The following is a 24,942-nucleotide window of genomic DNA, read 5'->3' as shown; positions in this document are numbered from 1 at the left end:
CATCTGGCAGGAGATCCTTGGCAAGGATCGTATCAGCGTGAAGGATAATTTCTTTGATATCGGCGGGCATAGTCTCAAAGCAGTAAAGTTGCAACATTTGTTAAACAGCATTCACGGGTTCAATGTAAAACTCCAGGACATCTACCAGCGCCCCACTGTAGAAGAACTGGCATTAGAACAAACCGCAGATAGTAAACTGTTCGCCTTAAATAAACCGCAACGGGATGACCTGAAGCCTGTTTATTTCATCCCGCCCGTTTTAGGGAATGCGATCCTGTACGGACCACTGGCAGAAAGGTTATCTGACAGTTTTTCCTGCTACGGCTGGCAATACAGGGGGCTGGAAAACGAAGAACCCCTGTACGATTCTATTGAACTGGCGGCACGTGATTGTTATGACCAGATCATTGCTCACCCAACAAAAGGCGAACGGATCATCCTGGGTTATTCTATGGGCGCTGTGATTGCGTATGAGGTGGCCCGGTTGCTGGAAACGCAGGAAGAACCGTTCCGCCTTGTGCTGGTAGACAGACATGTACAGGCAGCGCCCGTGTACTACTCTGAAGCAACAAACAGCATACATACCGCACAGCTGCTTAACAAATACAGGGTGCTGCTAGCTGGTGAACATACCGGGGAAGAACGGCTTGCCGGATTCCTGTCAAACAATCTTAAAATACTGGCTGCATATGCATCAGGGAGTAGCATAAAAAGCAATATATACGCCATTGAAGCTACCGGAACAGAAAACAGGACGCGTATGTCCGAATGGAGCCAATACACGGAAGGAACTGTAAATGTCTCATTCATCGAGGGAGATCACTGGGAACTGTTTTCCAGAAAGCACCTTACAGCAATGGAAAAAATACTCAGATCGCTCATCATCCATTAAAACCAGTCAACTCATTTTATTACAACAAATTAAATCCTTGAATTATGAAAGACAACACCTGGTATCTCAAACCCAACGTAGTAATTGAACCCCTGTTTGAAAGATGGTATGCCTGGGCACATCTGATCTCACCCGCAACAGCTGCCATGAACACGGTAGGCAGGCATCTTAAAATAATGAACTCCTATATACAGTCGGAGCAGATACATGCCGCTGCTGTAAAAAATCCCAAGATGCTTGGGGGCCCATTCATGGATTACAAAGTGCCCCGTGTAGAAGAGATCCGGGAACTCAAGCACCGGACAACTGAAAGGCAAGCTGACCAGATCGCCTTTGCAGCCGCTGTACAGGAACTCGACAAAACACTAAAGGCCCATGCAAAAGGATACTCATTGGAAAGCCTATACGAGAAAGTTCCTGACATCCTGAAAGGATATGTAGAACTGGTATATGATCTTAACAACAACCCCTCTTTCCGTTTCTTTGAGTCACTTCTGTACCAAAGTAAATTCTATAATGAACGTTCTCAGAGCATTGCATTATGGGTAACTGATAACGACGACCGTCCGTTCTGTCTGAGCACACCTAAACTGGATGAGCCTAATGTACTGCATCTCGATATCCCTTTCAGGCATGCCGGCATCGATGTACTGAGCAGGATGAAACGTAAGGCCGGCTCGATCGATGAAATAGCTGCCATACTGGGAGTAAAGGATACAGACCGGGCATTATTCAACACGTTCTTCACGCAACAGGAACACCCCGCGTACAGGAAATATGAAGGAGAACATGTAAGAATGCGCTATTTCGGCCATGCCTGCATTCTAATAGAAACCAAAGATATCAGCATCCTCGTAGATCCACTTATCAGTTACTATGGGTATGAATCAAGTGTGGCACACTTTTCTGATATAGACCTGCCGGATGTTATAGATTATGTACTGATCACGCATAATCACCAGGATCACATCCTGTTTGAAACACTGCTTCCTTTAAGGCACAAAATAAAGAATATCATTGTCCCCCGCACTACCAGCGGCGCGCTGCAAGACCCCAACCTGAAGCTGATGTTCAATAAGATCGGGTTCGATAATATTACCGAAATAGATGAAATGGAAACCATCGAATTCAAGAACTGCGTGATAACAGGTATACCGTTTACGGGAGAACACAGCGATCTGAATGTGAAAGCTAAATCATGTTATCATATAGCAGTAGACAAATTCTCGTTCCTTTTTGTAGCCGATTCAAGGATACTGGAAGCCAAGCTGTATGAGCACATACACCATGTGCTGGGGGATGTTGACGTGATCTTCCTGGGCATGGAGTGTGACGGAGCGCCCTTAACCTGGTTATACGGCCCCTTGCTGACAGAAGATATGCCAAGGGACAAAGACCAGTCGAGAAGGCTTTCTGGATCCGACTTCAGGAAGGGATTGCACCTGATCGACATATTCCATCCCAAAGAAGCCTATGTATACGCAATGGGCATGGAACCCTGGCTGAAGTTCATCAGCAGTATTAAGTATACCGATGAATCTAACCCGATCATCCAGTCAAACCTCCTGGTGGAAGAATGTAAAAACCGGGGAATCATTGCTGAAAGACTGTTTGGTGAAAAAGAGCTTTTGTATGAATCCAATGCAGTTCCTGCCTGATAAGGCGGGAACTGTTCCCATTCCATCCATCGCCTTTTTCAACTACTTAAGCATTAAAAATGAAAAAAGTATTCACGCTGATAATGCCCATGTTCGGCAAACAAAGGCTGGTTAAATATGTACTGCTGGGGATCCTCTCGGGAATACTCAATTTCCTGTTCATTAATTGTGTAACCCGTGTTATAAATCTCATTATATCCGGCTCCCTGACAACCGTTAACAAAGATTACCTTTTAATCGCCGCAGGTATTGTGCTACTGGTGATTGGCACCAGGAGGTTGCTTTCACTTGGGATCATCCGTTCATCACAAAACCTGTTCTGGCGACTGCGGAAGCACATCCTGTCTTTTATCCTCGGGTCTAACTACCAGCAACTGACAGAGAAAAGAAGCAATATACAAACGGCTATATTCAGGGATGTATATGTGCTTACAGACGCATCAATGATCATCATCCAGTTCTTCACTGCAATGATCCTGTCTATAGCCTGCCTGATCTATCTTGCATCTATCTCAATCATACTCTTCGCCATCACATTATTTGTGGCATCGATCGGCATCAGCGTCTACTATGTAAACAATAAAAAGATCAGTTTAAAGTATGAACGGAGCCGCGTCCTGGAGAACAAGTTCCTTGAGCACTTCAACGCCTTACTGCACGGGTTCAAAGAGATCAACATGGATTCCCGTAAGGGTCATGACATTTATGACAGGAAGATAGCCCCGGTGGCAGACGAATCTTTCAAAAACAATATCTCCGCCCATGCAGGATTCCTTACCAACCAGGTCACCGGGCAGATACTCTTCTACCTGCTGATATCGTCTGTACTGCTGGTATTGGGCATTCTGCTGAATATAAAACCTGGTAATATTGTAAGTTTTGTATTCACACTGCTTTACCTGCTGGGTTCTATCGAAACCATTATGGGGGCTCTTCCCGGACTGGCAAGGGCAAAAGTGGCTGCCATTCATTTGCTGAACTTAAAAAAGGAACTGGAAGAAGAGCAAAAAGGGAATCGCATACCTTCCAGGTATATAAGCAAACAGGAATTTGATACTTTGTCAGTCAGCCAGCTGGAATTCAGTTACAAGGATGCCGACAAGAACAAAACCTTCGGAGTGGGTCCTATCAGTTTAGATATCAGGAAGGGAGAAACTATTTTTATATATGGGGGGAACGGCAGCGGTAAGACTACACTTATTCATTCACTGATCGGCATACGGCCTCCAATGGCGGGAGAGATCCTCCTCAACGGCATCCCCGTCACTACCGATAACTACCCCGAGTACCGTACCCTTTTTGCCGTTGTGTTCAGTGACTTTTATCTGTTCAATGATCTGCCGGGTATCAGGAATTTCTCTATGGAAAAATGGGAATATTACCTGCAGCTGTTTGAGCTGGATAACAAAGTTAAGCTGGACGGCCATCAATTTTCTACAATCGACCTTTCTACCGGACAACGAAAACGGCTTGCCCTTATTGCCGCCCTGCTGGAGGAAAAACCTATACTGGTGCTGGATGAATGGGCAGCGGATCAGGATCCCTATTTCAGGAAAAAGTTCTATACCGAGATCCTTCCTGCATTGAAAGAAGAGGGCCTCACCATCATTGGTATCACCCATGATGATAAATACTATCATACTGCAGACAAACTTTATAAAATGGATTATGGAAGACTGACAATAGAAGATGTCACTATTTATTCTGCTGGGTCGCTGTTAAACTAAAATAACACATTAAATGTTAAAAATTGTAAATTGCCGATGAATGGCCAAAATCTAAACACCCATTACCAAGATAACCAACAACTTGTAGCGGCTTCAGTTACGCCAAACAAGCGCTAAACCCTTATCGACCAAAGAACGTATGAAAATCCAAAAAAAGAAGTACTGCGGCCCCGCCTGGAGAACATCAGCAATTATTGTCATCTGCATGTTTACAATCCTTGTAGCGAAGGGAGTAGATCGCTATACTGACAGGCTTGCTATTGTAACAGATACCCTGGTAAAAGGCCAGCTAAGCGGCCTGGTTACTGACCAGCAGGGCGCCCCGATACCTTTTGCTACCGTCTCCCTGCTTTCCTTTCCCGATTCATCTGTAGTAAAGAACGTATTATCAGATACAACAGGGCAATATCACTTCTTCAACGTTCCTTCCGGCAACTACCTTGTTAAGGTTTCTGTGCTTGGATTTACCATTAGCTATTCAAGGCCTGTTAAAATGCAGGCAGAGGAAGGGGTACATGTTGGGCGGTTAACCATGGCTGCATCCGCCACTACCTTGACAGAGATCGAGATCGCCGGCCGCAAAGCCCCCGTGGAAAGGAAAGGCGACCGGTTTATTGTGAATGTGGAAAAGAGCGCAATGGCGTCTGGCAACTCCATTGACCTGCTTAAATCAACGCCATTTGTATCATTATCCGCCTCCAATGAGGTGCAGCTACAAGGCAAGAAAACGATGTTCCTGGTGGATAATAAACCAATCCCTGAAGCCTCTTTACAGGATATCCTCCAGATGATACCTGCAGGAAATATCTCTTCTGTAGAGCTGATCACCAATCCATCCGCCCGGTATGATGCCGCTTATGGGGCCGTTATTAATATCATCACCAAAAAGAAACAAACAGAAGGTATTACCGGCAATGTTCGTTTGGAAGGCGCCCAAGGGAAATACGGACAATATGGAGGCAATAGCAGGATCACTTACAAGAAAAAGAATGTCACGCTTTTTGGCCTGGGCGCATACACCAGAAGCGACCAGCAATCCGTCAATCTGATGGACCGTGAGTTAAATGCAACAGAAAAACCAGATCTGCTCAAGGAAAATATCACCAGGACCTTCTACCAGAACTTTTATTCATTTCAGGGTGGAACAGATATCAATCTCACTGATAACCAAACCATCGGAGCGCTTGCAACGGCCAGGATAGTACGAAGCGACGGCCTCTTTGCGTCCAGCAATATATTCAGCAAACTGCAGGCGCCTGTTGACTCAATACTATATACCAACAGCCCGCTGGACAACAAAGGAGAGACCTATAACTTTAACCTGAACTACCACCTGCTGGCTGATTCCGGGAAAAACGAACTCACCTTGCTCAGTACATATACACGCTATAACAGCAACTTCTTCCAATATTTTCCTTCAGTACTGGTTGACGGTACCGAAGCTATAATACGTACGCCGGCCATTTACCAGATCACTAATAATACCAATATAAACATTCTTATCGGTCAGGCCGACTATACACATAAATTCCGGCAGCACTGGCAGCTGGAAACGGGCCTGAAATATCAGCGTACAGATTCCAAAAACAGTATTCTTTACGAAGATAACAGCAGCGGACAGTTTGCTGTGGTACCCGGTTACTCCAATAACAATCACCTCAGAGAGGCGATCTATGCGGGTTACGCCATTCTGTCCAAAAACTGGGTAAGCGACAGGCTGCAGGCGGGTTTAAGGGTTGAAAATACGGAAGCGGAATTCATTAATAATTTTAAACAAAACTATCTGAAATTCTTCCCGACCATTAACTACCAGCATGATTTCAGCAAGCAATACAATTTCTCGCTTTCTTACAAGAAAGTGATCAGCCGCGCGCCATATAATGAACTGGTTCCCTACACAATATTTGTTAACCAGTATACCGTATTTACAGGCAACCCTGCGCTTCAGCCACAGTATGACAACATCTTCAGTTTAAATACCCAGTTAAATAAACTGAACATTTCATTTAACTATACCATCATTAAAGGGATGTTCGGTCAATTCCCCATAAAGCAGGATTACAATACCAAGGTGACCTACTTTGCATTGCAAAACCTGGATAATGCACAAGACTTCCATATTGACGTGTTCTACCCGCTTCAGATAACTTCCTGGTGGAGTACACAAAACAGCGGCTCCGTCTTCGGCTATTCAAAAGCAGAGGGTAAGGTGCTCAACCAATCGTTCCGTCTTTCCTCCGACTGGTTTAACATTAAAAGCAGTCACACTTTTAATTTCTCAAAGAACATTAAACTGGAAGTTACCGCTTACTACTATTCTTCACTCACGTCTGAGCTGACCAGTATAGGAGAAGTGGGGAACATAGATGCCGGTTTATTAATAAGTGTGCTGAATAATAAAGGCCAGCTCAGGATCGGTGGTACTGATATCCTGAAACGCAACGTATACTTCTCAGGACAAAGTTTTGAAGTATACCGCTCACGGAAAGACCGGTATGGAGACAGCCGCCGTCTGTCTTTAGGTTTCACCTATAATTTTGGGAAAACAAAAATAACGACCCGGCCAAGAAAATTAGGTAACAATGAAGCGTTGCAGCGTATACAATAGTTTGTAACGCTGTATGCAGGATTGTTTGTTAAAATCAGTAACAAATAATGAAGTTCAACTTATTCTGTTTCCATTTTGCAGGAGGCAGCAAGTATTCATATAACAGCTATGCCGCTGCAGCTCCGGCCGGTTTAAATATAGTACCCGTTGAGCTGCCGGGCAGAGGCGCCAGGTCAATGGAACAGCCGCTGTCAGATATCTGGCTGATGGTAGACGATATATTTTCCCAGATCAGGCACTCACTTCATACTCCTTACGCTATTTACGGCCATAGCCTGGGTTCTTTGCTAAGCTACCTGGTGACCATCCGGATCAGGCAGGAAGGCCTGAATAATCCGGTGCACCTGTTCGTTTCGGGCAGAGGAGGCCCCTCCATTCCGAGAAAACATCCTCCCACATCAGAATTACCACGTCCTGCATTCATCAGCAAGCTTAAAGAATTGGGCGGCTTTCCTGATGACCTGTTGAACGACGATAACGTAATGAACTTTTTCGAGCCGATTCTAAGATCGGATTTTCGCGGTGTGGAAACATATCAGTATGCAGGTCCCGCGATGCTGGACCTGCCGATCACTGTCATGATCGGCAAGGAGGAAAAAGTAAGCTATGAAGATGCATGCGAATGGAAAAAAGAGACGAGTAACGATGTACAGATAAAGGTGTTTCCCGGCAAACATTTCTTTATTTTCAACTACCCCCGGGAGATCGTCCATATTATTTCCTCCACATTAGGCCTGTCATAGTAAACTCGGCCCGGTGATACACTCTTTGTTAATCCCCTCCAAATCCTTACTTTGTGCCTGAACCATAAACCTAAAGACCTGTGAAAAAGATCGTTATTTTACTCATTATCAGTTGCTCCGCACTGCTGACCCAGGCACAAACACCGACTGCCGTGAACCAGACAGATGCCAAGCAACGCAAACAGGGCCCCTGGATAGAACAGGTAGAGCCGCTGCGCGGAGAGCCCGGTTACAGCTGGGAAGGCTCCTACAAAAACGACCGCAAAGAAGGCGTCTGGAAAAAATACAATGAGATCGGTGATCTGATCGCGGAAGAAACATACCATAACGGCGTACTGGATGGCCCCTGTAAATATTATTATCCCAACGGCAAACTCAGCGCAGCGGGTGTTATGCTGGCGATGGAAATAGAAGGCGAAATTGACACTGTACTGGTCATAGATCCGGTTACGCAGGAAGAGTCCCGGGTGGAAGTTGTACGGAAAGGAAATTCTGTACGAAATGGTGAATGGCGTTTGTACGATGAAGACGGGCACATGATAAAAGAAACGTATAGCCGTGGTGAGATCGTTACGGCAGAGAAAGGCGCTCAGCGCAAATCGAATATAGCACCCCTGCCTCACGAGCTGCAGCAGCAGACGGGAAATAAGCGGAAGAAAAACTAGCTTTTCCCGTCTGCCGCACAGCGGCACTTAATGCTGCTCCTGCTCTTTCTGTTCTTCCAGGTAACGTTTATATGCTTCTTCCGTTATAGCAGCGAGCTGTTTTTTATCTGTCACATCCTGCCCTTCATTAAGCCAGCGTATAAACGTCGGTTCGAAATTGAGCTTTTTCCCGTCCGCCGGCTGGGGGCCGTTCAGCACATATTCCCACTCCTCGTTCTCATCTGTTTTATAACGGTATAATGTGATCCATACTGCAGGCTGATCTTCCAGTTTCACTTTTACACGGGCAAACTGGCCGATCGCTGTTACATCATAATCATCAGATAATATGGAAGCCACATAGCTGCGCCCTATAAGTTCCTGGTTCAGCAAATGCTGGATATGCTTCAGCTGTTTGCGATCCCTGAGATCAGAAATGAACGGCCAGGAGACGTTGTTATTAATGAGGATACTATTCAGCATAATGTCATTCACCGTGATATGCTGACTGATCAAACCGCGGGCGCCGAGGGCGCGCAGCTGCATGGTAGTATCCGTCAGCAGCACACGAAAACCGGGAACAGTGGAACCTGGCATTCCCGGCAAAGCCAGTATATGGCCGATGTTCAGCAGACTGTTTTCCCACATCCAGCTGCTGTCTGCATCCGGCTGCCGGTTTTTCCACCGCGCTATATCGCGGGTAAACAGTCTTTGTAGTCCGGGTACCAGGCGTTCAAGCCCGTAGCGTTCAAACCGGGGAGCAAGCCATGTTGAATCCCAGGCGGAAAATCCTGCAAAGGCCTCCAGCAGGCCGGGCGCATGTTCGGCAGCAGCAACGATTTCAGGCAGGTATCGCTGATAGAGGCTGTCATTCCAGCGGAGGCTGTAATCAAAAACGCCGCCTGTAGCGATACTTTCCTGCAATTGGGTTCCCAGTCGCAGGAAGGTGTGCATAGCAGTATCTGTTCCCAGCGCGCTCAGGAAACGCAGGATACTCCTGCGACGTCCGGGATCGGTGGTTTCGTTGAACAGCTGTCCGGCAGCATGCACGGTGGCGTCATTGGCGTGCTTCTTCAGCGACAGCAGCAGTTTTACTTTAACGTTGTTACTGCCAGTGTCTCCCGGGAAAGGTTGGGTGAGTGCATGAAGCATAACAGGCACTTCTGCACTGTCGGGCGCGAGGTTACGCAGGTAAGCAAAGGCCCCCTGGAATACCGCCGAATCCCTGCTTTGCAGGTCTGCCAGCAGCAGGTCCAGTTTCTTTTGTCCCAGGCGGCGCGCATCGTTTTGCTCCCTTTTACCCGGATGAAAGGAGGCAAAGAATTGCTGCGCATACCCTTTCCCATCCAGCTCTTCGGGGATGATAGCAGAGATGCGGTAGACCGTATGTCCCGCCAGCACTGCTTTGCGGTAAAGACGCAGACCGGTGCGGCGTAGTTTCGTTTCCACTTCCCTGACGGGCAGGCCATCCAATGTATACTGCCGGGATGCAGTTACAATAAGATCGCTGTCGTTACGCTGTAAAAATGTGCGAAAGATACTGTCAGGCGCCTCATAATAGTAACGGTGGTATTTGTCTACCATTACGATATACACGGCGTTAGACAGGGTATCCATGGCCTGGTACTGGTATGTTGCCACGGCCGATGAACTGTCGTACCGCGAGAGGGCGCCACCTTCAAGGGCCACCGGACCCATTACGGAGAAGCTGCTATCCTCCGGCGTAAATGGAACGGAAGGCGCCTGTGACAACAGGGGCAATATGCGGAACTCATCCAGGAAGCGGCGCCAATAACTGCTGTCTGTATGCGCTTTGTCGTACACGCACATCAGGCAATAAGCCAGGTTACCCCTTGGTATAAAGTCAATGCGGGAAACGAAGCCGTTGGCATGTTGCCAGGTAAGCTGGTGGCGGGGCAATCCGCCCTGTTCAGACAGCGAGGAGTCGATCACCTGTATAGTGCTGTCCTTCCCTATCAGCACCTGCTTTAATTCTTCCAACAGCTGCTGATCATTCAGGTTGTAATAGCCTTTATGCATCTTCAGGATGCGAACTACATAAGATACATTGTTAACGCCATCCAGGGAGGTATAGACTTCTTCGGGGCGGCCGCCGTTCCGGCCGCCTATACTGGCGTGATTGGCGTCTGCTGGCAGTATGGCCGAGAAACCGAGGTCCGGACGTGCCAGGGTTTCATATGCCATTACCGGGTGCACCACGTCGTAAAAGCGTACAGAGTTGAAAAAATCCTTCCGCGCAACGCTGTCTTTCTCCTGTGAGTTGTACATAAACACAAAAACCCTGTTATTGCGGATAAACAGGCGCATATGGAACAACATGTTCTCCCGCAGCATCAACGCTTCAGTACCGGGTATATCACGGTAAATAATGGGATAGGATCGCTGTATGGCCGCATTACCCTGGCTCGCCATATTGGCGATCATGTTATTGACCAGTTCCTGTTTGTCTGCCGCCAGCTGTGCGATGTCCATAAAAAAAGCGAAGCCGGTTTCATCGTTGTTGGTGCCTACATACATTTTACGGTTCATGTTGGGCACCTGGTAAGCGATGGGGATACCGGGAAATACAACGCTGTAACCATCCGCCATCCTGTTCAGGGAATATCCTTTCACGCTGTCAAGCTGCTGGCGTTCACGCCTGGCAACCCCGGTAAAGGTGGCATTCACCGGGGTAACGGTATACCCCTTCTCCCGTAGCAATGCAAGCATCCCTTTTCCGCCTGGTAAATGAGCCACCCCTACGGCGGCAAACACACTGCCTTTGGCAGCCAGCCTGGCAAGATTATCTGCCATTTCTATATTGCGCGGCACCAGTTCGAGATGTGTATCTTCTTCCTCCCAGCTGTCTACCAGTTTCAGGATCTGCTGCAGATCACCTTCATAGTAGTGGTTCACCATTGCATCCAGGTAGTCTACTCTTGATTGGAGGCGCTTGGTCCTGTCTGTGGCATCGCCGGTGCCGCTGGTCTTATATCCGAGAGCCCAGAGAAAAGCTTCCTTCTGGATATCTGATACCTCGGCGCTCATAATATTCAGCTGGTTCTGTATCTTCTCCAGGCTATGCACGGGTTTGTTAAGTCCGATGGCTTTCTGGTACAGCCACGCATCCAGGAATACGTTCTCGGGTTTATGGCCTGGGCGGCTTTCATTTTTCTTCAGCTCCTCCTCTTCCCCGATCAGCAGCTTTTCCAGGAACCATAAACGTTTCAGGCTTAGCTGGTCCAGCGGCGCGCCTGTTTTTTCTTTCACCAGGCTGTCTACGTAGTGGTATTCTTTGTCGCTTAGTAAACGGCGCATATGATTGACCGTATCTTTCAGCGGCCCGTTAGGCGCCAGCATATAGGCCAGCATAGAATCCATGTCTACTTCCATCGCGAAAGATGCAGTGCTGCGCAGGGCCGTTAATACGGAATCGCTGAATTCAAACACCCGCCTGTCTGTCAGGTGCATTGTACCAAAGAGGTAAGAGGGCGCTTGCATGCCGGGAGCATCAATACGCCAGAGTAACTGGTAATCAGGTCTGTTATTATGCTGGGCGCGTAAGAAAGCTGTTTGCATCAACAGGGCTAACAGCAGGCATATGGTACGGGTATAAGTTCCGGTGTCCCTGGTCCGGCGGATAGTATAGGCGAACATGCCATAAAGATAATAAAACCAGTGAAAAGAGGATGCTGCTATAAAACCAGCATCCTCTTTTTTTGCTTATGGAGTCGGTCTTTGCTATTCGTTAATTGATCAGGCAGGCTATGGGTGTGCTGCCAGGATCAGTAGACAGCCCGTTGGCTTCCCGGATCAGCTGGAAGATATGATCGGGCCGCACAACGACATAATTGGTGTTCAGTGAATTGGCAACGTTTTTAAAAGTGGTGGGCGTCACATCCGTCCAGGGTTGCGCCTGTATGATAATAAAACGCGGTGATGTGCCATTCCATCCTGCGGCGGCGGAGGCAATGTGATCCTTCATGGCCTGTTCACCGGTACAATAGTTACAGGACAGCGCCATACCCGGAAGACTGTTGTTATAGATGGTAAGCCCGCCGCCGGTATTCTGTGCGGTTAAGCCCAGCGTTTGCGGGGCATAGGTAGCGAAGGCTTGTCCGACGTTCTGGTTAATGCCGCCGGTGATCGTGTTCCAGATAGTGATCACCCGTAAACCGGCGCGTTGATTATAGTCCTGTGTTTTGGCAACAAACTGGTTGAGCAGGTTCTGGTTGGGCCAGTTGTTCGGATACGTGTAACCGTAACCGGAAGGACCGGAGATCAGGTTATCATTGTTGGTGGAGGTTTGATGATAGAAATTCAGTGCGCCCGGCATGGCATCCAGCATGGCAGGTGATACGGTCCAGCCAATGGGCACGGAGCCGCGATCAGCATTGTTCCATAGCTTACGCATGAGATGCTCCACATACTGCAGGTTGTCGCCATCACTTAATATAAAGGCCACATAGATCTTATTCTGCAGTGCAGGCTTGGGAGGGATCGGTTTAACGTTCACGGTTCTGGGCATACCGCTGTGAACGGTGAGGTTAGTGGCCCAGTCGCTCGCGATGGTAGTGATACCATAGGTGGAACCTCTCTGCACACCCGGGGCTTCATCGGGCCACCATCCCATATAGTTGGAGCCGGGTGGCATGGAAGATAAAAAGCTGTTCAGCAGCTGGCTTTCAGCGGCATTTTCAGGATCCAGCCAGATCACTGCAGCGCCTAAAGCCGTGGCATATTCGCGCAGGGCGGCTTTATGTATGTCGGGATTCAACCCTATCAAAAGGCGGTGATCCAGGTTAGGCCAGTAAGTATTATACAGTGTCTGGTATACCTGCAGCTTGCTGGTGAACTGATTACGCAGATCAAGCACTACAGGAATATTATACGGTGCGGATGTTAAACGTGACAACAATGTGGGCGATGCGATAAGGGCATTATAATTTTTCGCCAGTACGGTAGCCAGGTTAACGGTGTGGATCTGCGAAGGATCGTATACAATTAAACCGGAAATTTCACTGCGGTATTTTGTAATGAGATCCCATTTGTTGGAATACTCGGTCCAGTTCAGGCCCAGCGATTGCAGCCAGGTATACTGTCCTTCTGCAAAAGCGTCTCCTTCATAGGAGAAGAGCCGGGGCGTTGTTTTGTTCACAATGCCTTTCAGGGAAGCAAACAGGTACATTTCTGCAGAAGAGTTATTCTGCTGCACCGCTACCCAATCTACTTTTGTGTAGGAGGTGCCGCGCCAGAATACACGCAGCTCAATGGACTGATTGTCTGCCGGCATGGTAAAGGGCAGGGTGAAATTAACGTAGTTGGAAGCCACCGGAAACTGCGTGCGGGTAATGGTACGCGCGGCGAGAATCTGCCCGGTGGTAGCGTTCCGTACATCGATGTCCACTACGGGATCATCGTTGGCGGTATTGTTGTCTACCTTCATACGGAATTCGGCTACATTGGGGCCTGCCGGCACATCGGTACTATATGGCCCGTAGATCATATGATCATTCGGCGCATCAATACCGGTTTGACAAAGCCAGCCATCCGTTTCAAGCCTGCCTGTTTTGTGGCTGAGGGCGGAGCCTTCGCCTTCCCAGCGCGTAGACGTTTCACGAAGGATAAAGAGGTCCTGCGTTTGCGCGGGTGCGGGGAAGGAAGGAAGCAGCTGAGCGGATGGCCATGAGATCTGGGCCAGGGTTGGCATAATGAGTAGCAGCAACAAGGGCAATAGTACAGCTACTGTCTTAATGGACAAGGTGTTGGGTTTCAACATAGGTTAAAACTTGTTTGAGTGAACAATAACGTGGGTTTTCAGTAACAAATTACGGATTAAAATCGGGAAAATAAAGAAGGTGTAAACGAGGTTTTACATCACCATTGCCTCTGCTCCATACATGCGCCGGATAGCTGCGTTTTCAGCTAAAGGGATGCCAGCAAATATTTAACAAAACGGATTTTCTGCTTAATGCCAAAGGTTGTATCTTCATCCCACCTTACTTAATGAATCTCCCCTTGTTACTACCCCACTGGAAGCCTGTGCTTTTTAATTAACCTCAAAAACATCACACATGGAGAAAGCAACAAGCACAGCATTACCTGCTGTAAATCCTAACAAGGCATTGTGGGAAAAAGGCGACTTTACACGTATTGCTGCCACCATGCGCGAAAGCGGTATGGCGCTCGTGCGCAAATTGGGCATCAGCGCCGGTATGGATGTACTGGACCTGGGTTGCGGTGACGGCACTACTGCTATTCCTGCAGCGCGGCTTGGCGCAAATGTAACAGGCGTTGACATTGCAGCCAATCTTGTAGCGGCGGGAAACATACGCGCGCAGGTAGAAGCTCTCAGCAACATTTATTTCAGGGAAGGCGATGCTACCAACCTGGAAGAAATCAGTGACGCCAGTTTTGACCTGGTAATTAGCATCTTCGGCGCCATGTTTGCACCAAGGCCGTTTGATGTGGCAGAAGAAATGGTAAGAGTGACCCGCCCCGGCGGCCGTATTGTAATGGGCAACTGGATACCCAATGATCCCACACTGGTAGCACAGATTTTGAAGATCAGCGCCGCTTACACACCGCCGCCACCGGAAGGATTTGTAAGCCCAATGCTATGGGGAGTAGAAAGCCATGTAACTGAACGCTTTGGTGAAGCCGGTATTCCTGCGGAGCGTATTTCCTTTGAAAGAGATACATATACTTTCAATGCTCCCTTTTCTCCCGCTGAACTGGTTGCCATATTCAGGAAGTACTATGGCCCTACCATGAACGCCTTTGAAGCAGCTGAATACAACGGACAGGACGCCGCACTGCAAAATGAGCTGGAAACTTTATTCAACCGTGAGAACAGGAGCAATGATCCAGGTAAAACAACTATCCCGGCCACCTTTCTGCTGGTAACCGTGCAACGCTGATGCGGCTGCGCATATCCAATGCATACCGGGCAGCTACCTTTGTTTTATCAAACCCCAAAGCGGTGCTGTGAGCGCGCCATAGTCATCGCTTATTGTTTATTAAATCAAATGCTCCGATTTATGTTAAAATCAAAGATCTATCAGCAGATAGACAATGTTGCCAACAATGGTACACCAGGACACTTAAGCAGGCCCGGAAATGCAGCCTCAATCGCCATTATTGATAACCGCGAACTGGCCAATACAGATGGTGTTGTACAACTATCCGGTTTCGGCAGGATCTATGATATTGATCCCGCCGCTTCCACTGAAGATGACCTGGTAATGGTACTGGGTACTGAAAAGGATCTGCAGCGCGAGGTAGTATTATTCGACAAAGTATTTACTGCCGATACCACTTTCCGGATGGATGTTCAGTTCCATCTGCAGGGACAGGCGTACCAGGGTGTATCCACCGTTTCCTTTTCTACAGGAGAAGTGGTGACCCGGTCTTTTGATGTGGCCGACTGCGGCAGTAATAACTTTACCGCTATCCAGTTCAGGAATACCAAGCTGTCTGACAGCAGTGTCAAAACTGCCATCAGCATGTTCAACGTCTTCCTGTTTCAATAGTGAGTTGTGACGTGTTGTTGAAAAAAGGGGCCGGTCTTCCGATCGGCCCCTTTTCCTATATTATAACGGTTACCATGTAAAATATTATTCCTATCTTAAAGCGACGCTTTGTTCCGGGCATTTTTTGCCAGCCTCCAAACCCGACAGTTATGAAAACAGCAAATTTGTTACACCTATGCATATTCCTGGCCCTTGGATTCATCCATGCCTGTAAAGCACAAAAAGCGGATACCGATATGGTTCCGGACAAAACAGGGCGTACACCGCGTACGGAAAGCGCCTCCCCTATTTTCAACAACCCGCTTTCCTCGGCCGACAATGGCAGCTACTATGATCCCTGGGTGATCCGGGTGAACGGCTTTTACTACTATTGCGGATCTGACGGCGGCCGCTTATGGATCACTAAATCAGCTACCCTGCAGGACCTCCTGCTACAGGCCAAAACCTATATTTTTACGCCTCCCGGCGGCACCATGTATTCTTCCAACCTCTGGGCGCCGGAGCTGCATTATCGCAGCGGCAGGTGGTATGTTTACTTTGCTGCTGATGACGGCAATAATGCCAATCACCGGATGTATGTGCTGGAAGGCGGCACGAATGCCAACGATCCCCTTGCGGGCGCTTATAACTTTAAAGCAAAGTTAAGCGCCACTACCGACCGCTGGGCCATTGATGGCTCCCCGTTCGACTTCAACGGCCAGCAATATTTTGTATGGTCCGGCTGGGAAGGCACTACCAATGTTTCGCAGTATATCTACATTGCCCGGATGAGCAATCCTTATACGATTTCGGGCGAAAGAGTAGAAATATCCCGGCCAGACTACGCCTGGGAAAAAGTTGGTTCGCCCACCGTCAACGAGGGCCCTACCCCGCTTATCAGCGGCAATACGGTGAATATTATTTACTCCGCCAGCGGCAGCTGGACCAATGACTATTGCCTGGGCCGTCTTACCTGCACCAATGGCGACCTCATGTCCAAATCCTCCTGGAACAAACCCCCAACCGCCGCCTTCTCCAGGTTCGGCAATGTATATGGCCCGGGGCATGCCTCATTTGTCAAATCGCCGGATAACATCCAGTGGTGGATCGTGTATCATGCTGCCAACAGCGATGGCTCCGGGTGGAACAGAAGGGTGATGGCCCAGCAGTTCTCCTGGGATGGTAACATTCCTTACTTCGGGTATCCTATTGAGAAAGGTATCCCTGTTCCGTCCCCTTCCGTTGGGCCCGGCTACGCCATGCCAATCGCAGATGGTGTTTATAAGATCAAGTCCAAAGTAACTTCGCAATGCGTGGACGTTCCCAGCGGAACCAGTACACCTGGCGTACAGATACAGCAATGGACGGATAACAACAACGTTGCGCAGAAATGGAATTTTATCAACCTGGGAAATGGTTATTATAAAATAAAGTCGGTTGCCTCCAACCTGAACCTGGATAATGCAGGCGGCTCGCTTAATGCCGGCAATATCCTTATCCAATGGAATGACAACAATAATATAGCACAGCACTGGCGGGTGCAGGATATGGGCAACGGGTACTTTAAGATCATCAACCGCAGAAGCCTGATGGCGTTGAATGTTCCCTACAGCAACCAGACTCCCGGCACCAAACTGGAACAGTGGTATGAAAATCAGTATGATGCGGAATTGTGGCAGATCATCCCCTGAGCACGATATCCACGAGCTGCAAAACAGTATCTTTAACGGTGATACACAGGCATTTAAAACATTATACAACCGCTACTGCACTCCCCTGCTGCAGCTGGCCCTCGCCATTGTACACAACAGGGAAATGGCGGAAGAAATAGTAGCAGACGTTTTTATTGCCGTATGGCGAAAAAGAAATGACCTTCCGCAGGTCAGCAACCTCAAATGGTACCTCTACGCCGCCACCCGCAACATTGCGTTGAATTACGTGCGAAAATATGCGCGTAAGAAAACACTGCATATTGATGAAGTACATTTACCCGAATATACAATAAACCCCGAAGCACAACTTATCAGCAATGAACTGGTGCGGCATATCAATATAGCTATCAGTGAGCTGCCGCCGCAGTGCCGCCTTATCTTTAAACTGGTGAAAGAAGACGGTCTCAAATACCGGGAAGTAGCTGATCTGCTGAATATCTCCATAAAAACCGTGGAAAACCAGGTAGGCATTGCACTCAAAAAACTGACCCGGATGAAAGCAATCCTGGTTACAACGCTGCCCGGCCATCAATAAGCCGCTTTCCCAAAAAAAATCTCCACCCCTTTTGGGGGTATTTTTTGCTGCCTGTTGTCTTACACCCTGAGCGCTCCTTAACAATCATTTAAATAATATTATGAGCAAAGACCGTATATGGATATTACTCGGGAAGCAGCTGAGTGGCGATATTGCTGCTGCCGAACAGGCGGAGCTGGAAGCATTGCTGAAAGAGGATCCGGAGGCAGCTGCTTCCGGCGAACTGGCCGCCAGTATCTGGCAGACGCCCCTGCAGGATGTAAACGCTGCTGACGGCCACCAGGAGCGGATATGGGAAACGCTCAGCCCCCAACTTCAACAGCGGCGGCATACACCTATTGTACGCAGGCTGGTGACAGCGGCGGCTGCGGCGGCGGTACTGGCAGCAACATGGGCGGGCTGGATACTGTTACGCCCAACTGCACCGGTATTGCAGCAATTGTCTTCTGCGCCCGGCGGAAAATCAAAAGTGGCGCTGCCCGATGGCTCCATTGTATGGCTCAACCGCAATACCCGGCTCTATTATGAAAAGAACGGGTTTGGTAAACAGCACCGGGAAATTACACTCAATGGTGAAGCCTTTTTTGATATTGCCAGAAGCGAAGGCGTCCCTTTTATTATCCATGCAGGGGAAGTGAATATCCGGGTACTTGGCACCGCATTCAATGTGAAAGCTTATGCTGGCGATAGTGCCGTGTTCACTACCCTGGTCCGCGGAAAAATTGCAGTGTCATTCCAGGAGAAAACCGTAGTAATGCGCCCCGAAGAAAAACTAACCGTACCGCTCAGCGGACAGGCCGGCGCCTTTGAGCAGGCACACCCCCAAAAAGACAGCAGTGGGCAGCTTCCTGAAACGTCCTGGCTGAATAATAAACTGGCATTTGACAACAACAGCTTTGGCGAACTGGCAGCGATGATGAGCCAGTGGTACGGCGTCACTTTCCATTTTGAATCGGCAGCACTGCAGCAACTGCGGTTCTCCGGCATCATTGATACAGAATCAATAGACGAGGCATTGAAAATGCTGCAGCTTTCCCGTCCCTTCCGGTACCGGATCAGTGGAGAAGCAGTATACATCAGTAACTGACCGTATTCCTTATTTCAAAAACAAAGGCTATGACATAAAAATACCAGACCACCATTTACTTTACTTTCCATCACCCTTTATCACTCCATGTTATGAAAATAATGATCCTATGGGCTTTACTGTTCACCGGCGTTATGCCCATATACGCCAACTCTGCCATCCAGGAAAAGATCAGCATCTCCCTGGATAAAGTCAGCATTAAAACAGTACTGAAAACCATCCAGCAAAAAAGCCGCTACCGGTTGATCTACAACGACGACATTCTTCCGGAAAAGCCGCCTGTTTCTATCCATGCAGAAAACGCCACGGTAGAACAGCTGCTGTCCCAAACATTTGCCGGCACCCCATTGCGCTACACGGTAATGAGTAACAACGCCATTGTAATTGCATCCGGTCCTGTAAACGTTGCCAGGATAAGCGGCATTGTGAAAAACGAACATGGCGATCCGCTCATTGGTGTATCTGTAAAAATAAAAGGCACCAATATCGGCACCATGACCAATGAAAACGGCCGGTTCGAACTGCAGGCCAGCACCGGGGTAATACTGGTATTCAGCTATGTGGGTTATGAACAAACGGAAATAGTGAGCACTGCCGAACCTATCAACATTGTTTTGAAAGAAAGCGCCAGCGGTTTAAATGAAGTTGTAGTGGTGGGGTACGGCACACAGAAAAAAACTTCTTCTACCGCTTCCGTTGCGGCGGTACAGGGAAAAGAGCTGGCAAAGTCGCCCGTTACCAACATCTCCAATTCGCTTGCCGGAAATGTTTCGGGCATCAGCATGCGCCCTAACGGCGGGCAACCCGGCATGGATAATCCTGACATACACATCAGGGGCATTGCCACTACAGGCAACAATTCGCCGCTGATAGTAGTAGATGGCATCATCCGCAATAACATCAACGAGATATCGCCCAGCTCCATTGCGTCTGTTACCGTACTGAAAGACGCCGCTGCAGTAGCCCCTTATGGATTAGGCGGCGCCAACGGCGTAATTCTCATTACCACCAAACGCGGACAAACAGGCAAGCCTTCCTTATCACTGAACGCCTACTATGGTTTTCAAACGCCTACCTATTACCCCAAAATGCTGAACGCACAGGATTATATGCGCCTGCGCAATGAAGCTTATATGAACGAGAATCCCGGCGGTACACAACAACCTTTCAGCGATGAGCTCATTAATACGTATGCTGATCTCAACGCTAAAGATCCGGACAGATATCCTATCAGCAATACGAAAGACCTGGTACGCATGCACGCACCCATTCAAAACTATAACCTGCAGCTAAGCGGCGGCAACCAGGTTGTAAGATATTATGCGGGTCTCGGTTTCCTTAAACAGGATGGTATGTTTAACCCGGTCAACTACAGGCGATACGACTATAATGTAAATATGGAAGTAAGCGCGACTCCTACCACTACCGTGTCCCTGGCTCTCATCGGCGCCATTGAAAATACCAACAGCGTAGATGCCGCCACCACACCCGGACAGCTTTTCCGCAGCGCATACAAGCTGATACCCATCACCAATCTTTACTACAGTAACGGCCTTTGGGGCGAGTTTGCGGGCAACACCCCGGTAGGTATCCTGAAGGCAGGCTACTCTCACCGCAAAGCCACTTCCCTGCTGACTACCCTTGCCGTGGAACAGCAACTGCCTTTCATTAAAGGGCTCAGCATTAAAGGCACCTTCAGCTATGACCCCAATGATTTTACGGTGAAGGGTTGGCACACACCATTCTATTTTTATTCACAGAATACCGCCACTAACCCTTACACCTATACTAAACAGATCTCCACTTCCGAAGGAAGCGCTGCCCCGTATACCTGGCTGAACCAGGAATACTCCAAAAACCAGTTCTTTACCTACCAGGGATATCTCAACTATCACAACACCTTTGGTAAACACGATTTCACCGGGCTGGTGGTAGCTGAAGCCCGTAAGAATGACTCCACCGGCTTTTCTGCCCGGCGTAATAATTTTGCGGTAGACATTGACGAGCTGGGGATGGGCAGCTCCAACAAAAATGATTTCGACAACAATGGCTCCACGATCACCGGCAGCCAGCTCGGTTTTGTATACCGCGTAGGTTATGTGTACGATCAGAAATATCTGTTTGAGGCAGCCGGCCGCTATGATGGTCACTACTACTTTGCTCCGGGCAAACGCTGGGGTTATTTCCCCGCCTTCTCTGCAGGATGGGTTATTTCTGAAGAGAGCTTCATAAAAGACCATCCCTCTGCACTGAACTACCTGAAATTAAGGGGCTCATGGGGTAAATCAGGCAACCTGGCCGGGGCTGCCTTCCAGTACCTCAATGGTTACAATTTATACGGCAATGCCTATGCTTATGGTAACGGCAATATGGTACAGGGATCCAACATCACCCGCGAAGCCAATCCCAATATCACCTGGGAAATTTCCACCAAAACAGATATAGGGATAGACGCTACCTTCTGGAGAGGCCTGCTTTCTCTGGAGATAGATTACTTCCATGAAAAAAGGACCGGCATGCTGCTGCCGCCTGCAGTAACCGTACCCGTAGAATATGGCCTGGATCTGTCTGACGAAAACGAAGGCGTCATGGAAAACAACGGCATTGATATTTCCGTTCGCAGCAGCCATCGCTTCAACAATGGTTTACAGCTGAACCTGAACGGTAATTTCAGCTATGCCAGAAATAAAATGATCCAGGTATTTGAAACCGCTGCCACAAGAGACAATCCCAATCGCAGCAGAACCGGAAGACCCATTGGCACGCAATTCGGCTATCATGCACTGGGACTGTTCTCGCTGGAGGATGATAAGAACAACGATGGTGTGATCAACAGCCAGGACGGATACAACGTTACCCAGTTTGGCGTATTGCATCCCGGCGATATCCGCTATGCAGACATCGGCGGCCCCGATGGAAAGCCCGATGGCAAAATAGACTCCTATGATGAAACGGTGATCGGTAACCCGGTGTATCCTTTCATTACCTATGGCTTTACGCCCAGCGCATCCTGGAAGGGATTTGACCTGAGCTTATTTTTCCAGGGATCTGCGCTCGCAAGCCTGAACTTCCGTGGTTTCCAGACAGTGCCCTTTAACAACAACAATAGTAATTCCGCGTATGAATACTATAATAACCACTGGACGCCCGGCACACCTGATGCCAGGTACCCGCGTGCCAACCAGTCGCCTTACGCCAATAACACACAGAACTCGGATTTCTGGATGATGAAAACAGGTTATCTCCGTTTAAAAACAGCCGTGCTGGGATACACGCTTCCCGCCCATATTTCAAATGTGATGAAGATGCAGAGCGTCCGTTGTTATGTATCCGGACAAAACCTGCTCACCTTCAGCAAAATGAAATTTATGGACCCGGAAGTAGGCTATACAGACCTTGAAACAGCCTATCCCAACCAGAAGGTGTTTGTGTTTGGATTAAATGTCACTTTTTAGATTCATCCTGTAAAAATAGTATACCATGACACGATTCATACCGCTGTTGCTGCTTGCTATACTGGCGCTCAGCATCCTGTCCTGCAAAAAAGAATTCCTGGAAAATACCGATAAGACAAAGCTCACTGACGAAATGCAGTGGAGCACAGAAGGGAATGCCGATCTTTTCCTGAACGATATCTACAGCGCATTGCCCAATTACTGGAACCAGCCGGAAAACCTGGATAATTTCACAGACGACAACGACGCCGGTTTCTATTATACTTCCTACAACTGGAAACAGGGCATTATAGAAGCCTCCTCCAACGACTATACGGTATGGGGCGGCATTACCGGTTCTGCAGATCTGACCAACTGGACCACCACTTTCACCAACATCCGCAAATGCAATACATTCATCACAGAAGTGCGTAAAAACGCGCAGAATTTCTCCCCGGAATGGCTGAACAAACGGCTGGACGAAGCCCGGTTTCTCCGCGCCTTTTTTTACAGCGAGCTATGGATGCATATTGGCGGCCTACCCATAATTACCACGCCCGGCGACCGGCGCACCATGGATAGCGCCGCGCTCTATCTTCCCAGGAGCACTTTTGCAGAAACAACAGACTTTATCACCACGCAACTGGATTCCGTTGCCAAAGGCGGCAACCTGCCGCCTAAATATAACAAAGGTGATGCAGATGCAGGGCGGGCTACGCTGGGCGCCGCGCTGGCCTTAAAAGGCTGGGTGGAACTATACGCCGCCAGCCCGGCATTCAATGCCGCACAACCGGCAGCAGGCAATGACCCTGCCAGGGTAGCCGGTTACAATAACTTCGATGCCCAGCGCTGGGCAAAATCTGCCGCTACATTCAGGGAGTTCATTGATCTTTATGGTAACGGCAAAGCATACGAACTGTTTCCTGATCCTTCCGCCATCTGGTATGAAGCCAATGAATATCATTCGGAAGTGGTGTGGGACCGACAGGTAGTTGCCAACACCATGGGATCATCCTTTGAACAATATGGCGGCCCGGTGTGGATTAACGGGGCCTATTACACCTGGGGCAACTACTGCCCCACACAGGAACTGGTGGACCAGTTCTTTATGGCCAACGGGAAGCCCATTACCGACCCTGGCTCCGGCTATGATCCGCAGCATCCCTATGTGGGCCGTGAAAAACGCTTTTACGACTGGATCGTATATGACGGTGCGCCTTATAAAATGACCTGGATGGACAAAGGCGACACCATATACACCCGCATTGATAAAGTACGCCCTTCCAAGAACCAGATCGACTTTGGGACGGATGATGTAGGCAATACGGGCTATTATTTTAAGAAGAAACTGAACCCCCTGGTAAGACCAGGTGGCGGCGCCGTAAGCGGGGCTAATTTTATTTACTACCGCTATGCGGAGGTGTTGCTGGGATATGCAGAAGCACAGAACGAAGCAGTGGGGCCGGATGCCAGTGTGTATAATGCCATTAACCAGGTGCGCAGAAGAGCCGGTTTACCCGACCTGGCGCCGGGTCTCTCACAGGCGGAGATGCGGAACGCTGTTTACCAGGAAAGAAGAGTGGAGCTCTGTTTTGAGAACAAAAGATTTTATGACATCATCCGCTGGAAAACCGCCAGTACTGTGATGAATGTGGACAAGCACGCTATGAAGATCTCGAATACATCGCCCAATGATAATGCAGGGGTGTGGAAATATGAGATTGTGCCGCTGAACCATCCGCATGTGTTTACGCAGAAAATGTACCTGAACCCCGTACCGCAGGATGTGATAGACAGGAACCCGAGGATTGTGCAGAACCCGGGGTACTAAGTAAGGGTGGTTGATTAAAAAGTTGCAGGAAGTTTCCTGCAACTTTTTTTAAAACCTACTTGCTTTCAAACCTTTTAGCCGCTTCCGGCGTAACAGGAGTGAAAAAGTTAACCAGGTTCCCATCAGGGTCGCGGAATAACAGCGACCTGTTTCCCCAGGGCATTGTTGTTGGCGCCTGCACAATGTAGGGCTGCAGGAATTCAGCCAGCCGCTCATAGTCGCGGTCAACATCCTCCGCCTTAAATTCGACAATGGCTGTTCTGTTTTCAGCGGCTTTGGCAACCTGGTCGCCCCCGAAAGCCTGCAGGGTTTTGGTGCTTCCTATGGCCAAAACAGCGGTATTGGTCTGGAGCTCTGCAAATTCAGGCGAGTAAAACCTGAACGATAAGCCGGTGACATGTGCATAAAATTCGGTTAAGCGCTGAATGTCGGCCGTAATGATCCTAACGGAAAGGAGTTGCATGATTCGTTTTTTACCTCGTTTAAAAATTGTAATGACGTGTACGCCCGCCTTACAGGAACTGTCCCTGCAAAATTGTATAGGGGTTGTGACAACAGTA

Annotated in this window: 16 protein-coding genes; 13 read left to right on the top strand and 3 right to left on the bottom strand. The window is 48.6% G+C overall.

Translation table 11 applies throughout. The annotated features are described in order from the left end of the window. From Q0577_RS00445 to Q0577_RS00420, 6 genes are all read left to right on the top strand, one after another. A partial coding sequence (locus Q0577_RS00445) for a thioesterase domain-containing protein (RefSeq protein ID WP_298731691.1) occupies nucleotides 1–892 on the top strand: 892 nt, incomplete at its 5' end. A gap of 44 nt (nucleotides 893–936) precedes the next feature. Beyond that, nucleotides 937–2,550 carry an MBL fold metallo-hydrolase gene (locus Q0577_RS00440; RefSeq protein WP_298731689.1) on the top strand — a complete coding sequence of 538 codons (1,614 nt, stop codon included), beginning with the start codon at nucleotides 937–939 and terminating at the stop codon, nucleotides 2,548–2,550. A 59-nt stretch (nucleotides 2,551–2,609) separates the two neighbouring features. Continuing rightward, nucleotides 2,610–4,277: a cyclic peptide export ABC transporter gene (locus tag Q0577_RS00435; RefSeq protein ID WP_298731687.1), complete on the top strand. Its 1,668-nt coding sequence runs from the start codon at nucleotides 2,610–2,612 to the stop codon at nucleotides 4,275–4,277. Between the two features lie 205 nt (nucleotides 4,278–4,482). Next, entirely contained in the window at nucleotides 4,483–6,885 is a 2,403-nt protein-coding gene (locus Q0577_RS00430; protein ID WP_298731686.1) for an outer membrane beta-barrel protein, read from the top strand. Between the two features lie 47 nt (nucleotides 6,886–6,932). Continuing rightward, nucleotides 6,933–7,628 carry an alpha/beta fold hydrolase gene (locus tag Q0577_RS00425; RefSeq protein WP_298731684.1) on the top strand — a complete coding sequence of 232 codons (696 nt, stop codon included), beginning with the start codon at nucleotides 6,933–6,935 and terminating at the stop codon, nucleotides 7,626–7,628. Nucleotides 7,629–7,708: 80 nt separating this feature from the next. Further along, nucleotides 7,709–8,293, top strand: a complete 585-nt coding sequence (locus Q0577_RS00420) for a hypothetical protein (protein ID WP_298731682.1) — start codon at nucleotides 7,709–7,711, stop codon at nucleotides 8,291–8,293. A 27-nt stretch (nucleotides 8,294–8,320) separates the two neighbouring features. Here Q0577_RS00420 and Q0577_RS00415 read toward each other — a convergent pair whose 3' ends face one another. Both Q0577_RS00415 and Q0577_RS00410 read right to left on the bottom strand, forming a co-directional pair. Next, nucleotides 8,321–11,929 carry a TraB/GumN family protein gene (locus Q0577_RS00415; protein ID WP_298731680.1) on the bottom strand — a complete coding sequence of 1,203 codons (3,609 nt, stop codon included), beginning with the start codon at nucleotides 11,927–11,929 and terminating at the stop codon, nucleotides 8,321–8,323. Nucleotides 11,930–12,020: 91 nt separating this feature from the next. Then, the gene (locus tag Q0577_RS00410) at nucleotides 12,021–14,051 is read right to left on the bottom strand and encodes a GxGYxYP domain-containing protein (RefSeq protein WP_298731678.1); all 2,031 of its coding nucleotides are present in this window, start codon (nucleotides 14,049–14,051) and stop codon (nucleotides 12,021–12,023) included. A 295-nt stretch (nucleotides 14,052–14,346) separates the two neighbouring features. Here Q0577_RS00410 and Q0577_RS00405 point away from each other — a divergent pair, with 295 nt between their 5' ends. From Q0577_RS00405 to Q0577_RS00375, 7 genes are all read left to right on the top strand, one after another. Further along, entirely contained in the window at nucleotides 14,347–15,192 is an 846-nt protein-coding gene (locus Q0577_RS00405) for a class I SAM-dependent methyltransferase (RefSeq protein WP_298731676.1), read from the top strand. A 120-nt stretch (nucleotides 15,193–15,312) separates the two neighbouring features. Further along, the gene (locus tag Q0577_RS00400; protein ID WP_298731674.1) at nucleotides 15,313–15,804 is read left to right on the top strand and encodes a hypothetical protein; all 492 of its coding nucleotides are present in this window, start codon (nucleotides 15,313–15,315) and stop codon (nucleotides 15,802–15,804) included. 149 nt (nucleotides 15,805–15,953) lie between these two features. Beyond that, nucleotides 15,954–17,474 (top strand): family 43 glycosylhydrolase, encoded by a 1,521-nt coding sequence (locus tag Q0577_RS00395; RefSeq protein WP_298731672.1) that lies wholly within the window; start codon nucleotides 15,954–15,956, stop codon nucleotides 17,472–17,474. Beyond that, a complete protein-coding gene (locus Q0577_RS00390; RefSeq protein WP_298731670.1) occupies nucleotides 17,431–18,030 on the top strand; it encodes an RNA polymerase sigma-70 factor in 600 nt (199 codons plus the stop codon). The genes Q0577_RS00395 and Q0577_RS00390 overlap by 44 nt, the downstream gene beginning before the upstream one ends. A gap of 100 nt (nucleotides 18,031–18,130) precedes the next feature. Then, nucleotides 18,131–19,117, top strand: coding sequence for a FecR domain-containing protein (locus tag Q0577_RS00385; protein ID WP_298731668.1), 987 nt, complete (start codon nucleotides 18,131–18,133; stop codon nucleotides 19,115–19,117). Between the two features lie 92 nt (nucleotides 19,118–19,209). After that, a complete protein-coding gene (locus Q0577_RS00380; RefSeq protein ID WP_298731666.1) occupies nucleotides 19,210–22,572 on the top strand; it encodes a SusC/RagA family TonB-linked outer membrane protein in 3,363 nt (1,120 codons plus the stop codon). A gap of 25 nt (nucleotides 22,573–22,597) precedes the next feature. Continuing rightward, nucleotides 22,598–24,382, top strand: a complete 1,785-nt coding sequence (locus Q0577_RS00375; RefSeq protein ID WP_298731664.1) for a RagB/SusD family nutrient uptake outer membrane protein — start codon at nucleotides 22,598–22,600, stop codon at nucleotides 24,380–24,382. A gap of 55 nt (nucleotides 24,383–24,437) precedes the next feature. On the opposite strand, the gene Q0577_RS00370 is transcribed toward Q0577_RS00375, so the two are convergent. After that, on the bottom strand, nucleotides 24,438–24,845 hold the full coding sequence (locus Q0577_RS00370) for a VOC family protein (RefSeq protein WP_298731663.1): 408 nt from the start codon (nucleotides 24,843–24,845) through the stop codon (nucleotides 24,438–24,440). Nucleotides 24,846–24,942 lie beyond the last annotated feature (97 nt).

It is taken from the genome of uncultured Chitinophaga sp. (assembly GCF_937898475.1).
Lineage (GTDB): Bacteria > Bacteroidota > Bacteroidia > Chitinophagales > Chitinophagaceae > Chitinophaga.
This window is presented reverse-complemented; position numbering and strand designations above follow the sequence as displayed.